Here is a 15,122-nt window from a genome sequence, read left to right as displayed (position 1 = left end):
TTTTATTTATTAACTTTGGCCTAGGACCTATATCAAAAAAGGTTTTTTTGTAATTCTGAAAAATATCGCTGTTTATTAGGCGTTCATTAATTTCGGTAGTGATGAAGAGATACTCTGATTTTTTCTTTGGTATAATCAAGTCTAAATCATTTATTCTTCTATCTATTGCAATTGGCTTTTCATTCATTGTAATAAAAGTAGCGGTATTTTGATCGACCTTCTTTATCCATTCAACATTAACAGCATGAAAAGATAGGCGCTCCAATAAAAAATTTCCAACAAAATCTTTTCCCACATTACCAAACATCCTCACATTATGGCCTAATTGAGAAAGACCGATAGCCACATTTAATGCCGATCCTCCCGGAAGTTGTAAAATTTCAGAATTGTGATAACCATCATTTTTAACTATATAAATGTCTAAAAAGATTCCACCGATTACATCGATATTAGCCATTTTCACACCTTATTTGAATAAAATTTGAGGAACTTTTTTTATCGGATGTTTTATAATATAAGCATCCATTTCAAAGATTTCATCCATGACAGATTCATTTAATACCTCTGCTGGTGTACCTGAATATTTAACAGATCCATTCTTCATAACTATTATTTTATCCGAGAATAATGCCGCGTTGTTCACATCATGAAATACTGCTAGAACTGTTTTCTTTTCTTTGGTGACCATTTCCTTAACTAATTTCAAAAGATTTTGGGTGTAACCTGGGTCTAAATGTGAAGAGAATTCATCTAAAAGCAATATGGGAGTTTGTTGGGCGATTGCCCGAGCTATCATAACTTTTTGCTTTTCTCCTCCAGACATAGATGAAAAGGGCTTGTTCTTATAATTTGTTAGTCCAACAGCTTGAAGGGCTTCCTCTATAATCCTTCTGTCCTGTTCGGATTCAAAAAAGCTTATTCTCTTTGAGAAAGGTATTCTTGACGTTGAAACAATACTTTCCAAATCGTAATCGAAAGAAGTGTTGAATTCTTGGGGTACAACTGCTACCTTTTTTGATAGCTCTTTGTAAGAATAATTCTTTAATTCACTATGGTTTAGTATTATTTCTCCTTTGTAATTTCTCAGAATTCCTGAAAGAATCTTGATAAGAGTACTTTTACCCGCTCCATTTGGGCCAATTATAGAAATAATATCTCCTTTTATTATTTTTAAATCGTCGATTTTCAAAAAAAAGCCATTCCCATAAGTGAAACGGACGTTATTAAATGTTATCATATTTTCTCTTTTCTCCTCATTACAAAAATGAATATTGGAGCTCCTACTATTGAGGTCACCACACCGATAGGAAGTTCTGTGGGAGCAAATAATGTTCTGGAAACAAAATCCGCAGACATTAAAAACATTCCTCCAATGAAGAATGAGTACAAATTTGAAACAAACGAGTACGGTCCTTTAATCATTCGAACTATATGAGGGATTATAAGCCCCACAAAACCTATTATTCCTACCTGTGACACAGTAAAAGATACTGCAAAAACGTTTATTACAATCAAAAAAAGTTTCAATCGATCAGGATTTATCCCTGAGAATACAGCCATGTCATCCCCCATCGAAAGGACGTTCAGTTGTTTAGAAAATAATAAAACTAAAATAAATTGAATGATAAGTGTAAAAATAAATTTAAAATTGTCGCTCCAAATTAAATCTGCTGTACTTCCCATCAACCATGTGTTGACGTGAATTAAGTTTCCCCAGTACATCACGGTAAAAAGTGTAGTAAATGAATTAAACAAAAAGCTAATTATTACGCCACTTAGTATTAGAGATAAAACGGGAAGTTTTTTACCTTGTCGCGCCAATATTAAAACAATAAATGTTGCAAATATGCCAAAAAGAAAAGAAAAAGTTTCTAATCCAAGAAAAAGAGAAAGACCATAAATGCTGCTCAACGCTGTGTATAATACTGCACCAAAGCTTGCTCCTGACGAGATTCCTAAAACGTATGGATCTGCTAGGGGATTTTGTACTACCAATTGTAAGACATTCCCAGAAACTGCCAATATGCTGCCCACAAGAAAACTTCCAACCACTCTTGGAAGTCTAATGTTTAAAATTAAATTGTTGTAAATATCGTGACTATTTTTACCTATTAAAGAGGCGAAGATATCCTTAACGGGAACTTTCACACTCCCAAAAGATGTGAAAAGTAAAATTAAAATAAAACTGGAGGTTATGAGAAATAAAACAAGGGGGAGCTCCCCTTGTTTTTTGATGATTCTCATCTGTTTTCACCAAAATACTCATATAATTGTTCAAGGACATCGATCAATGATGGAGAAGCTTGAGAAATCTTGTTACCATCGACCATAACTATTTTCCCTTCTTTAACAGCTTTTACGTTTTTAAACTGTTCGGCATTCAAGATAGTATTTTTTGCACTCTCGTCGCCTTCGTAGTAGGAAGCAACGATTATGATATCGGGATTTTGAGCAACAACGAATTCAGGGCCAACCAGTAAAAACCCATTATTGCCCGTATAAGGAGCGGCTAAGTTTAATCCACCAGCGTAAGCAATTAATTCATTTATATATGAACCGTTTCCTGCCGTCCAAATTTCAGCTACATTATTTTGAACCATTAAATATAAAACCGTTGGTTTATTTTTCCAAGTGAAAGAACTTTTGGCTATATTTAAAACATTTTGTCTTAGTTCATTTGAAAGAGTTTGAGCTTTTTCTCTTTCGCCTAAGATACTGCCAATTAATACAATATCCCTATAGATATCATTAAAATTAACTGGATTAATTACAAAGGATTTGATATTGTATCTTTCCAATCTACTAATCTCAGGTTCTTGAAACCCTCCAGTTAAAAAAACAACATCCGGATTCAAAGAAACTGTTTTCTCCAAATTCAAAGGCACTAAATTACCAATTTTTTCAGCATCTATATGGGTATCCCAATCTGTTACGCCTACTACTTTTTCCTCTAAGCCTAAATATTTGATATAATCAGATACAGCGGGTGCGGCGGAAATAACCCTGTTAACCTCTCCCTCAAAAGAGACTAATCTTCCAAGATCATCCACCAATAAATACTCAGCACTCAAAACAACCGACAACAAAATCGTAAAAAATGTAAATAACACCTTCCTCATACCAAATGGCCTCCTTATATAAATTAGCGCCATTTAAACATTTTTTCTATCTCTTTGGCGCGAAGAGATAGAAAAACCTGCATTATTTAGGTCTCCCGACTTTCGGATCACTCTACTCCTTACGCCTTCCCGGATCTTTCCAGTGGCTTTTGTAAGTTTCGTCCCCGATTACGGTGGCGCGACCGTAACGGATTTTCACCGTTTTCCCTTGAAATAATGCAGTCAATATTAACTTCATTACTTGCCGTGAGGCTGTTTCCTTACTTGCCGTGAGGCTGGTTCTTTTTCAATTATACCATTTCGATATTCTTTTTTCAATTTTTTCTTTGACATAATTTAAATTTATGATAAAATAACTATATATAGCCTGTCCACAAAGGAGGAGCCAAGACATGGAAGTGTTGAAAGTCAGTCATTCATCTGCACCTAACAAAGTTGCGGGAGCTATAGCAGGGGTTCTATCAAAAACAGACGAGGTTGAGCTACAAGCTATTGGGGCTGGAGCAGTTAATCAAGCAGTGAAGGCTATTGCAATTGCGAGGAGATTTATCGAGGCTAAGGGAAAGGAGATATACGTTATCCCTGGTTTTGTGGAGGTTGAAGTAGGTTCGGAAAAAAGAACAGGTATTAAATTTAAAGTAGTGGCAAAGGTTTCTGAAGATATTTCCCCCGAAGAGTATTCTCAACAGTAAAAATGAATGAAAATGAGAAAGTAATAGAGGAGATCATTGAAGCGTGTTCACAAAACACGCACCTTTTTGATATCATAAAAGATATTACAAAATTAGATAATGATGAAAGATACAAATTGAGAAGAAAGGCGTCTCAAGTACTTAATAAGAACAATGGAATAGACAAAGAGGCTATAAAATTTTACTATGTAGTTACCGAACAAGGTGTTGCAGAAGAGATTTTAAGGAGGATTCATTCTGATGAAACCAAAACCTAAAACCGTTGGTGGACAAGCGGTTATTGAAGGCGTAATGATGAAAGGAATAAATACCGTAGTCGCAGTGAAAAGAAAAGACGGAAGTATAGCAGTTAAAAGGTTAAAGGATAACTCTTGGGGGATTTGGGAAAAAATACCTATTATTAGAGGTTTTTTTGTATTACTACATGCAATGATAATTGGTATGAACGCATTATCTTATTCGGCTAAAGTATCCGGAGAAGAAGAGGAAGAATTAACTACAAAAGATATGGTTATTGCCATATTACTTGCTGTGGCAGTTGCAACCTTGGGGTTCGGTGTTTTACCTGTGTTTATAACTAAACCCTTCAACATTGAATCTGAATTTTGGTTTGCTTTCACTGAAGGTTTTATAAGAGCGTTTTTGGTTGTGGCCTATATCTGGGGCATTTCTTTTATGAAAGATATAAAAAGGGTTTTTCAATACCATGGAGCCGAACACAAAAGTGTATTTACCTACGAAAACAACGAGCCTTTAGAGGTCAAATACGCCAAAAAATACCCAACCTTGCATCCTAGATGTGGTACTAGTTTCTTGATAATTACGGTTTTTGCTTCGATTATTGTTTTTGCTATAACGGGTGGATTGGGCTTCAATTCAACTTTGCAGAAAGTAATTTCTAGAATAGTACTTCTTCCACTAGTTGCAGGTTTAGCTTACGAATTTCAAAGGTTTACTGCAAAAATCATTGACACAAAAATAGGAAAAATTCTTGCCTATCCAGGATTGTTGCTTCAAAAAATTACTACCAAGGAACCTGAAAAAGAACAATTGGAAATTGGACTAATATCTTTAGAATATGCACTCAAAGAAAATTTTGATGGTGAAGTAATTTTAGATAACCATGGAAACCTACTTGAAAATCAAGGTACAGAAAGCAAAATCTTTACACCAGACGTAACTTCCCTCAAAACCGATTCTTGACGTCCTAAAGAGTCAATCGATTGGCTTTTAAAATGTTTATTCAAACTTGATAATTTATTATATTATATTATATTTCTTGAATTAGGGATGAACTTCATTTTGATTCTCCTAAGAGTATTTTTCTTGTTCTCCACACTATACTATTTCTGTAATTGTCCTTTGTTCTAATAAGGGATTACTTCGTTTTTATGATGTGATACGCTTACAAAGTTTATTAATAAATTATGAAGTGTATGTTATGTTCCCACGCTAGCAATCAACTACCTATCTCCTAGTCACACGAGAGGTTTGTGATAAACAAGCCATAGTTGATTAACCTAAGCCACCAGCAAAAGCTGAAAGGATGCTCCAGACCTAGGGTAAAAACTCCCTTCCTTTGAGGGTGCGGAGCGAAACTAAGAAGGAAAGCCCTTTTTCCTTATGGGTGAGTAGCAGAATGAAGGGGTAAAGATTTCCTTCCTTATGGGTGGGGAGCGTTTGCCGCAGTGTGCAAAAAATGTTTTTAAATGATTTTGACCTTGATTTGGGGTTTTTAAGGGGAACCCCCTTAACGTTCGGCGCTAATAAAATAAAGAGTTTGCCTTTAAAAAGGTTACAGGGCGCAGCAAAAACTAAATGTAATGAGGAGGATTCACATGGATGAAAATACTAACAATTTAGTATCAAAGAAACAAAGTAGAGATAATATTCAAGCCATTGAAATTAATATGGCTAAATTAAACGAAATGACTAGAAAAGAGTTATACGAATTAGCCCGCAAACTCGAAATATCCAATTATTCTAAGATGACAAAAAACGAATTGAAGTTTGCTATTTTAAGAAAACAAACTGAATCGATCGGATACTTTTTTTATGAAGGGATTTTGGAAGTACTTCCGGATGGTTACGGTTTCTTGAGAAGCGTAGACAACTCATTGTTGCCGGGAACTGATGATATATACGTTTCTCAATCTCAGATTAGAAAATTCAACCTTTTCACAGGAGACATAATAGCAGGTCAAATAAGGCCTCCAAAAGAAGGCGAAAGATTTTTTGCTTTATTAAGAATAGAAGCGGTTAATTCTTTACCTCCCGAAAACGCTCGGGATAGAGTGTCTTTTGAAAATTTGACTCCTGAGTATCCAAAAACCAGAATGGTTTTGGAACATAAGAACGCACCATACAGCTCAAGAATAATTGATCTTTTCTCTCCTATAGGTTTTGGGCAAAGAGGTTTAATCGTTGCCCCTCCAAAAGCTGGTAAAACTACGCTGCTAAAAGATATTGCTAACTCTATTGCCGAAAATTATCCCGATACTAGAAGGTACATACTTTTAATAGACGAACGGCCTGAAGAAGTGACGGATATTCGTGACACGGTAGATGCTAACGTTATAGCAGCCCCGTTTGATATGGACCCAGAAAATCAAATAAGAATCGCAGAAATGGCTTTAGATCACTTTAAGAGGCTAGTTGAGTTTGGCCACGATGTGGTTGTCTTAGTTGATAGTTTGACAAGGGTTGCACGTGAATATAATCTTTATGTACCATCCAGTGGAAAATTGCTGAGTGGTGGTCTTGATCCTGCCGCTGTAATTTTCCCAAAGAAATTCTTTGGCGCTGCAAGAAAGATTAGAGAAGGTGGTAGTCTTACTATCTTAGCTACAGCATTAATAGAAACAGGATCGAAAATGGATGAAGTGATATTTGAAGAATTTAAAGGTACAGGAAATATGGAGCTAGTGTTAGCCAGAGAAATGTCTAATGAGAGAATATTCCCTGCCATAAACTTAAAATTATCAGGTACAAGAAAAGAAGAATTATTGTATGACCCTGATGAGATGAAAAATACAATTATTCTAAGAAAGTTTATTAACGATATGTCCCCAAAAGAGGCCTTAGAATTTATCTTGAGTTTATTAAGAAAACATAAAACTAATGATGAGATAATGGAAGCGATAGAAAATCAAAAAGCTTTGTGAACTGTGATATAATTTCTATATGAAAATATATCATAAATATTACTTACCAAATACGTATAATTATAAAACTTTATATCTAATTCACGGACTTGGAGAATATTCCGGAAGATATGTGAATTTTATTAAGCAATTAAATGATAAAGGGGTTGCTGTTTTTACTTTTGATCTTCCGGGACATGGTTATACTCCCGGTAAAAAAGGGGATATAGAGAATTTTTACGAGATTTATTCTTTTTTAGAAAATTATGTTCAAGAAGAATATATTCTATTTGGACACTCTCTTGGGGGGTTAATTGCCTCAAGATTCGTTGAAATAACAGAGAAAAAACCCCAAAAACTTATTCTTTCTTCTCCTGCCTTGGGAGATATTAGACAACTAAGCTGGCTTTTAAACCTTTTCTCGATATTTCCAAGCCTTTCTTTTTCAAACGGAATTAATCCTTATGACCTATCCACGGATAAAAAAGCATGTGAATTATATAAAAAAGATCCGCTGGTACATGATAAAATAACCGTCCGAACTGCTCGTCAAATGTTCGACGAAGCTGAGATTGCGTTAAAAGAAATCGAAAAGGTTGATATCCCTACATTGTTGCTTTTTGGAGAGGAAGATAAAATAGTCAACATCGAGGAGTATAAAAAGATAAAGAATTCAAACATTACCAAAGTTTCTTTTTCCAAAGGGAAACACGAGTTGTTTGAATGCATTTATAATAAAAAGGAATTTTATAATAAGATTCTAGAATTTTTAGAATAGAGATAAACCCGAGCTGCGGGACGAAAGGGCGCTAACATGAGTTTTAGAGTATATAAAATAGAGATATCAGGAGGTAAAAATCTTAATGAACGATAATACAAAATACCCTGAAACTAAAGTATTAGAAATATTAAAAGACACTGGGGCCTTTTTAAAGGGGCACTTTTTATTATCTTCTGGATTACATTCTGACACATATATTCAATGTGCAAAAGTCCTTAAATATCCAGAGTATTCGGAACTTCTTGGCAAATTAATTGCTGATAAAATAAAAGTAAAAATAGATTACGTTGTTTCTCCTGCATTAGGTGGAATTATCATAGGATACGAAGTAGCAAGGGCTTTAAAAGTTCCATTTTTATTTGCTGAGAGAGATGAAAAAGGGAACATGAGTTTACGTAGAGGTCAAACTATAAATGTTAAAAGCAAAATACTAATAGTAGAAGATGTAATAACCACAGGGAAATCGACGTTGGAAGTTGCAAAATTGATTGAAAGTAACGGAGGAGATGTGATTTCATTCGCCTGCATAGTCAACAGATCTTCTAAAAAGTTTTTAGAAAACAGAGAAATCATGTCGCTTGTTACTATAAAAACTGCTACCTACTCCCCAGAAAACTGCCCTTTATGTATCCAAGGTTTAGAATTAATAAAACCAGGTAGTAGAAAACAATAGAGACAGTAAACTTAAAAAATTCAAGCTTTTAAGTTTCTTTTAAGAAGTTGGTTTATAATTTAAGTAAATAAAATGATTTGGAGGTGCTATTATGAAAAAATCTATCGTTTTGATTTTGACAGTATTTTTACTTTCCATATCTTCATTTGCAATTGTGAATGAAGGATACGAAAGTCCAGTAGTAAACGTAGTTGAAGAGGCTGCTCCAGCCGTTGTAAATATTGAATCCACTCGTTCATCTCCAGTTCCCGTGGACCCATACATTCAAGAATTTTTTGAAAGATTTTTTGGCCAAGAAATGCCAGAGTATCAAACAAAAGGAGTGGGTTCAGGCTTTATTTTCGATAAAAGAGGTTATATATTAACAAATTACCATGTGATAGAAAGTGCAGAACAGATATCTGCATCCTTGCCGAATGGAAAGAAGTATGACGCCGAGTTAGTAGGTGGTGATGAAGATCTCGATTTAGCCATAATTAAGATAAACGCTGATGAAGATTTACCAACGCTGCCTTTAGGTGACTCAGACAAAATTAAGATTGGCGAAGATGCGATAGCTATAGGTAATCCATTAGGATTACAAAACACTGTCACTGTTGGGGTTATAAGTGCAATCAATAGGAGTATTCCAAAACCGGATGGAAATGGGAATTATGTTGATTTAATACAGACGGATGCAACTATTAATCCCGGGAATAGTGGAGGTCCTCTGTTGAATATACATGGAGAAGTTATTGGAATTAACACTGCAATTGCAGTAGATCCTCAATTGGGAAGTGTGAACATAGGATTTGCCATTCCTATTAACATAGCAAAAAGATTCGCTGATTCTGTTATGGAAACCGGTTCCTTTCAAAGAGCTTATTTGGGTGTATACATCAGCAATATAACCGAAGAATTGAAAAAATCTTTGGGGTTAAAAGTAGACAAAGGAGCCTATGTTCAAGATTTGGTGCCAGATGGAGCCGCTGAGAAAGCCGGTATAAAAGTAAATGACGTAATAGTAGAAGTGAACGGTAAAGAAATTGAAAATATAGACGATTTAACTTCTTTGTTAGCTACTTATCCAGCAGGGACTAATGTAGAAGTTGTTGTTGATAGGTTTGGAGAAAGAATTACTTTTAATGTAACTTTGGGAAGCCAAACACCTGAAGCAGTAGAAGCCTATTTTGGAATTGTGGTTAGAGATATCACTTCTGAGGATAGGGAGAAATATAATATAAGAAGTAGTATTCAAGGAGTCATTGTTGAAGAAATACAAGACGATACATACGCTCTTGGGCTAAGGGCAGGTGATGTTATTACAGAGATAGCGGTTAATGGAGTGTACAATGATATACAAAACATAGATGACTGGAAGAAAATAGCTTCATCAGTAGAAAAGAACAGTTACGTTGCCTTGATAGTTTATAGAAATAATGTGAGGTATGTTGTTCAATTCTTCTATAGATAAACCAGAATAATCATTTAAAAAACGGGGTTTTTTTACACTAACCCCGTTTTTTTAGAGCTATTTCACTCGTTATCAATACTTTGTATAAGTTGGCTAAATTCTGTGATGCATTTTTCAATTGTTTCTTTATTGGATCCTTCGGTCATTATTCTTATTTTAGGTTCAGTACCCGAAGGTCGGACTACAATCCTGAATCCTTCAACACTTTGATATTTTCTTGTTAAATTTTCAATTCTAATGTCCTTCATGATTTTTACTTTATCCTTAACTGTAACGTTTTCCAGATGTTGGGGATATTTAGGAATTTCTTGGAGAAAATCATCGAGTGATTTAGAAAAATATTTCAACGTTTCCAAAGTCTCTAAAGCGGTAATTATACCGTCACCGGTTGTAGATCTATCAAGAAATATAATATGTCCTGATTGCTCCCCACCAATTGTTGCCTTTTCATCCAGCATTTTTTCCAAAACATATTTGTCCCCTACGTTTGTGCGTAGAAGATGTATTTCATTTTTCTTTAAATACTCTTCCAAACCTAGATTACTCATAGTGGTTGCAACAACGATCTTGTTTTTTAATCTTTCTTGAGCTTTCAATTTCAGAGCATTGATAGCCATCAAAACATCACCATCTACGAGATTACCGTAGCGATCTATAAAAAGACATCTGTCCGCATCCCCATCGAACAAGATTCCAAGATCATACTTTTCTTCCTTAACGATTTTAGACAAAGTTTGAGGTGAAGTAGAACCACAGTTTTCGTTGATATTGAAACCATCAGGGGCATTTTGGTATACTGTATAGTTCAAACCAAGTTCACCAAAAATGTCGTCTATAATTGCTCCAGCGGCACCGTTTCCCACATCAACAGCAATTTTTAAATCATTACATTGTATATTCTCTTTGTACAAAGAAACCACATAATCAACATATTCTTTTTTTGAGGAATCATCTATGTATTTACCAATACCTCTATAATCACTGTATTTAAGTAAACCTTTCAAAATTATTTCTTCTAACTTTTCTTCTGTTTCATCTGAAATTTTAAATCCTTCACAAAAAACTTTTAATCCATTGTACATTGGAGGGTTGTGAGATGCAGAAATGACAACGCCAATAGACTTTTCTTTCTTGGTTATAAACGCTAATCCCGGTGTGGTCAGAACTCCGCATGATTCTACATTCATTCCACCGGCCAACGCTCCTGAAACTAAAGCCATTTCTAATGCTTTTCCTGAATTTCGTGTGTCTCTTGCAATATACAATTTTTTATACTCTGAACCAAAAAAATTAGCAAGTGCGTTTCCAAGTTTCATAGCTAAATCAACGGTCAACTTTTCATTAACGACCTCTCTAATGCCATCCGTTCCAAACAAAACTTTCATCTACATCATCCTTTTACGCTTCCGGCGGTTAAACCTTGAACTATCCTGTTTTGGAACACTAAAACCAAAATAACCAAAGGCATTGTAACTATTACTGACGCCGCCATTAGTTGCCCCCAAGGCACTTCGTAGAAGGTTTTACCGGTAAACATAGCGATTGCCACAGGAACTGTGTATTTTGCGGGGGTTTGCATAAAAGTTAAAGCAAATAAGAATTCATTCCAAGCTTGAATAAAAGCTAGCAAACCAGTCGTGACCAACCCTGGAGCGGAAAGAGGTAAAACGATTCTCCACAAAGTTTCAAATTTAGAACATCCATCTATATAGGCAGATTCTTCTATCTCTTTAGGAAGCTCTCTGAAAAAATTTTGCAGTATCCACGTTGTTAAAGGTAAATTCAGCGCAATATATGGTATTATCAAACCCGGATAAGTGTTTATCAATCCTAAATTTCTGAGCAACTGAAAAAGTCCACCCAAAATAGAAACTTGAGGGAACATACTTACCGCAAGTATTAGTAGCATCAAAGGCCCTTTTCCGGGAATCTTTAAACGAGCTATTGCGTAAGCTGCAAAAGAACCAACGATTATTGAGAAAATAGTCGTAGCTCCGGCCACTATAATAGAGTTTAATATATTTAATCCGAAAGGTCTCTCTGTGAAAACTTTTATATAGTTTTCAAAGGTAAAACCTTGAGGCCAAAGGGTAATGTTTTTTGTAAAAAGGTATTGATCCGCGGTGAAAGAGCTTTTGATGGCCCAATAGAAAGGGAAAATGTAAAAAATAACCATCAATATAACTAAAATATATAAAATTGTACGTTGAGTATTTCTTTTTGCTCGCATTCCCCATCTCATATTTTTACCCTCCTCAATCTAATTTAATGTTCAACGAGCGCATGTAGATAATTGTGAATATCCCTATGATTAAAAATATTACGACCGATAATGCAGAGCCATAGCCAAACAGACCTCTTGGAGAGAAGATATTATCCATTAAAAGTGATCTATTGTAAACTGCGAGAGTTTCCGTTCCCACTGCTCCTTGTGTCATGATGTAAACAATATCGAAAACCCTCAAAGCGTCCAAAGTTCTAAATATTAACGTTACACCAATGGTAGGCCTTAATACAGGTAAAGTGATAGAAGTGAATTGTTTCCATATATTAGCGCCATCTATTCTAGATGCTTCGTACAACTCGTTAGGTATGGTTTGAAGTCCTGCAAGGAGTAAAAGAGCAACAAAAGGAGTAGTTTTCCAGACATCTACGGCTATAATGGCAGACATAGCCATGCCTGGAGTCCCCAGAATGGGGGTACCTTCCTCAAGTATTCCTAAATTATATAGCATTAAACTTATTACACCATATTGGTCATTATACATCCATTTCCACATTTGAGAAGAAACCGCTGTAGGTATTGCCCATGGAATCAAAACAGCTGCTCTTACCAAACCTCTCAATTTAAAGTCTGCGTTCAATATTAAAGCGGTTCCTAATCCTAAAAGGAATTCTATTAGTACAGAAAAAAAAGTAAAATATACTGTATTCCATAAAGAACGCAAAAATCTAGGATCTTGAAACAAATTGACATAATTTTGAAATCCTAAAAACTCTCTTTCAAATCCTGGTCTGAGAGACCATCTGAAGAAACTATCATAAAGAGTTTGCCCCAGAGGATAGAAGGCGGTAATCCCGATAGCAATTAAGGTTGGAATAATAAGCCAAAACGCAAGCCAGATATCGGATCTTTTATACGTACCTTTTACTTTCATTAACGCACCCCCTAATTATAATCTATTATATTATACACAAAGGCGGTAGACGGAGAAACTCCGTATACCGCCCACCTGTGAAAAATTATATCAAATTCTTCGTTTTTATTCAACTAAAGATTTGAGATTTTCTGCTAAGTTGTCTAAGGCTTCTTCAGGTTCAGCTTGCTGTGTTAGAACTTCGTGAACAGCAACTTGTATCTCATATGAAATTTCAGAATATATTGGAGAAATAGGTCTTGGTTCAGCATTCAAGAAAACATCTAAAATATCAGAATAGAAAGGATTTGCTTCAATAGTTCTTGGATCGTTGTAAGCTTCGATCATAGTTGGTGTTTGACCGGCATTAACGGCTTTGTAAACTTGTTGATCTTTGCTAACTAAGAATTTGATCAATTTTTTAGAAGCTTCTACCTCAGCTGGGGAAGAGTTTGCATTTATACCGAGGTTCCATCCACCCAATGTTGCAGAATTTCTTCCATCTGGTGCTGGTCCCTTTGGTAGAACCGTTATGTCAACTTTTCCAGCAACAGGAGACTCGGGAGCGTTAGCTAAAGGCCATGCATATGGCCAGTTTCTCATAAACACGGCATCACCATTTTGGAAAATTCTTCTTGCTTCTTCTTCCATGTAGGTAGTTACTCCTGCTGGGCTTACGCCCTCTTCTATCAATTTATCCATGAAGGTTATTGCTGCAACATTGTTATCGTAATATTCTGGATCATCAACGACAACCTCTCCATCTTTCATTATCTCTCCACCGAAACTATGGACGAATTCCATAACGTCACAGGTTAAACCTTCATATCTGGCTCCTTGCCAAACGAAGCCTTCGATTCCTTCTTTCTCGGAGATATCTTTTGCAGCTGTGTACAGTTCATCCCATGTTTTTGGTACATCGTAACCGTACTTTTCCAACAAATCTTTTCGGTAATAAAGAATACCAGCATCAGTAAACCATGGAACTGCTACTAATCTTCCTTCTGTTGTATTTGAAGCAACGGTTCCAGGGAAAAACCCATCAAGTCCAAAATAATTGTAGTCATCCGTTAAATCTACTAAGAATGGAGCAAATTCTGCTGGCCAAATAACGTCGAGCTGCAATACATCTGGATCAGGGGTACCTGAAGCTAAGTAAGTAACGTAAAGATCGTGCCTATCCGTGGAACTGTTTGGCATTGGAAGAATATTTACAGTAATATCTGGGTTCTCTTCCATAAACATCTGAACTTGTTCAGTCAGAGCTTCTAATTCCCTTCCTACTGCGCCGGCTGTCATCGTGATGGTAATAGAAAAAACACTCAACACCATCGTCAATATAGCAAATAAAACAACTACTTTTTTCATACTACTGCCACCTCCTGATATGATATAATTACTCTCTTTAGAAACTCTAAAACACGCATTGTAACTAACTTTTAATACCTTCAATATTGTACTTTTACCTCCTCACTGTATAATTTATTTGATACCATATCTTTATTATCTTGTAAGGAGGTCATTCAATTGTCATTATACGGTAACTCTTCTCAACTCTACTTCGATTTCGTCTACTCTGATTATATGAAAGAACATTCTGAATTTAAGTACCTTCTCGATTTAATCGATATGATCGATTGGTCCGTTGTCCCAGATTTCAATAATAAGATGGGCAGAACAGGGTACTCCCGTCGGGCTTTACTTAAAGCTATCTTCGTTCAGAAAGTTAAGGGGTTTACAGTAAGGGAGTTGATTCACTTCCTTAAGAGTAACCCTTCCTTCGCTAAATGCATCGGTTTCGATCCTATTATCAATTACGTTCCTTCTGAAGCTACTTTCTCTTCTTTTAAGAAGGAGTTTGGTCCTTCTTATTTGGATAGGGTTATCGTTCTTACCGTCCTTAAAGGCATCAAAGAGGGGATCTTTGATACCAGTTATCTTGTTGTTGATTCTTACCCCATTATCTTTAATTCTTTCTTCAACAACAAGAAGAGTCACGGTAAATTCAAAGATTACAAAGAGTACTATCGTTCTCCTTTAGAAGCAAATTTCGGCGTTAAACCTGTTACTAATTATACACCAATCTACGATTCGGCCGGTAACCCAAAGACGGCTATGTCTTCT

General features: G+C 35.6%; 16 protein-coding genes and 1 riboswitch. Of the genes, 8 read left to right on the top strand and 8 right to left on the bottom strand.

Annotated elements, in window-relative coordinates; translation table 11 throughout:
* The 4 genes from AA81_RS00275 to AA81_RS00260 form a co-directional block, all read right to left on the bottom strand.
* On the bottom strand, positions 1-457 hold a 457-nt coding region (locus AA81_RS00275; RefSeq protein WP_146050304.1), incomplete at its 3' end, for a carbohydrate kinase family protein.
* A gap of 9 nt (positions 458-466) precedes the next feature.
* Complete coding sequence (locus AA81_RS00270; protein WP_103078292.1) at positions 467-1,237, bottom strand: ABC transporter ATP-binding protein; 771 nt, start codon at positions 1,235-1,237, stop codon at positions 467-469.
* A complete protein-coding gene (locus AA81_RS00265; RefSeq protein WP_103076926.1) occupies positions 1,234-2,244 on the bottom strand; it encodes a FecCD family ABC transporter permease in 1,011 nt (336 codons plus the stop codon). Before AA81_RS00265 ends, AA81_RS00270 begins: the two co-directional genes overlap by 4 nt.
* Entirely contained in the window at positions 2,241-3,119 is an 879-nt protein-coding gene (locus tag AA81_RS00260; RefSeq protein WP_103897852.1) for an ABC transporter substrate-binding protein, read from the bottom strand. The genes AA81_RS00265 and AA81_RS00260 overlap by 4 nt, the downstream gene beginning before the upstream one ends.
* Before the next feature lie 68 nt (positions 3,120-3,187).
* A riboswitch (cobalamin riboswitch) is annotated at positions 3,188-3,351 on the bottom strand.
* A 160-nt stretch (positions 3,352-3,511) separates the two neighbouring features.
* Here AA81_RS00260 and AA81_RS00255 point away from each other — a divergent pair.
* From AA81_RS00255 to AA81_RS00225, 7 genes are all read left to right on the top strand, one after another.
* A complete protein-coding gene (locus AA81_RS00255) occupies positions 3,512-3,811 on the top strand; it encodes a stage V sporulation protein S (RefSeq protein ID WP_103078290.1) in 300 nt (99 codons plus the stop codon).
* A gap of 2 nt (positions 3,812-3,813) precedes the next feature.
* Positions 3,814-4,068 (top strand): hypothetical protein, encoded by a 255-nt coding sequence (locus tag AA81_RS00250; RefSeq protein WP_103078289.1) that lies wholly within the window; start codon positions 3,814-3,816, stop codon positions 4,066-4,068.
* Positions 4,052-5,014: a DUF1385 domain-containing protein gene (locus AA81_RS00245; RefSeq protein WP_103897851.1), complete on the top strand. Its 963-nt coding sequence runs from the start codon at positions 4,052-4,054 to the stop codon at positions 5,012-5,014. Before AA81_RS00250 ends, AA81_RS00245 begins: the two co-directional genes overlap by 17 nt.
* 635 nt (positions 5,015-5,649) lie before the next feature.
* Entirely contained in the window at positions 5,650-6,975 is a 1,326-nt protein-coding gene (gene rho / locus AA81_RS00240; RefSeq protein ID WP_211292609.1) for a transcription termination factor Rho, read from the top strand.
* 19 nt (positions 6,976-6,994) lie between these two features.
* Positions 6,995-7,732, top strand: a complete 738-nt coding sequence (locus AA81_RS00235; RefSeq protein ID WP_103897850.1) for an alpha/beta hydrolase — start codon at positions 6,995-6,997, stop codon at positions 7,730-7,732.
* Between the two features lie 85 nt (positions 7,733-7,817).
* Positions 7,818-8,408 carry an orotate phosphoribosyltransferase gene (gene pyrE / locus AA81_RS00230; protein ID WP_103897849.1) on the top strand — a complete coding sequence of 197 codons (591 nt, stop codon included), beginning with the start codon at positions 7,818-7,820 and terminating at the stop codon, positions 8,406-8,408.
* Between the two features lie 91 nt (positions 8,409-8,499).
* Positions 8,500-9,861 carry a Do family serine endopeptidase gene (locus AA81_RS00225; protein WP_103897848.1) on the top strand — a complete coding sequence of 454 codons (1,362 nt, stop codon included), beginning with the start codon at positions 8,500-8,502 and terminating at the stop codon, positions 9,859-9,861.
* Between the two features lie 62 nt (positions 9,862-9,923).
* Here the strand turns inward: AA81_RS00225 and glmM are convergent, their stop codons facing one another.
* The 4 genes from glmM to AA81_RS00205 all read right to left on the bottom strand — a co-directional run bounded on the left by glmM (position 9,924) and on the right by AA81_RS00205 (position 14,366).
* Positions 9,924-11,246, bottom strand: coding sequence for a phosphoglucosamine mutase (gene glmM / locus AA81_RS00220; RefSeq protein WP_103897847.1), 1,323 nt, complete (start codon positions 11,244-11,246; stop codon positions 9,924-9,926).
* A 5-nt stretch (positions 11,247-11,251) separates the two neighbouring features.
* Complete coding sequence (locus tag AA81_RS00215; RefSeq protein ID WP_103078283.1) at positions 11,252-12,103, bottom strand: carbohydrate ABC transporter permease; 852 nt, start codon at positions 12,101-12,103, stop codon at positions 11,252-11,254.
* A 13-nt stretch (positions 12,104-12,116) separates the two neighbouring features.
* Positions 12,117-13,019 (bottom strand): carbohydrate ABC transporter permease, encoded by a 903-nt coding sequence (locus AA81_RS00210; RefSeq protein WP_103897846.1) that lies wholly within the window; start codon positions 13,017-13,019, stop codon positions 12,117-12,119.
* A gap of 105 nt (positions 13,020-13,124) precedes the next feature.
* A complete protein-coding gene (locus AA81_RS00205; protein WP_103897845.1) occupies positions 13,125-14,366 on the bottom strand; it encodes an ABC transporter substrate-binding protein in 1,242 nt (413 codons plus the stop codon).
* 159 nt (positions 14,367-14,525) lie between these two features.
* Between AA81_RS00205 and AA81_RS00200 the strand changes: the two genes are divergently transcribed.
* Positions 14,526-15,122, top strand: a 597-nt coding sequence (locus AA81_RS00200; RefSeq protein ID WP_146050303.1) for a transposase, incomplete at its 3' end; no start/stop codon positions are given.

This window comes from Petrotoga halophila DSM 16923 (assembly GCF_002924615.1).
Note: the sequence above shows the minus strand (reverse complement) of the source record. Positions and strands in the feature narration are given on the sequence as shown.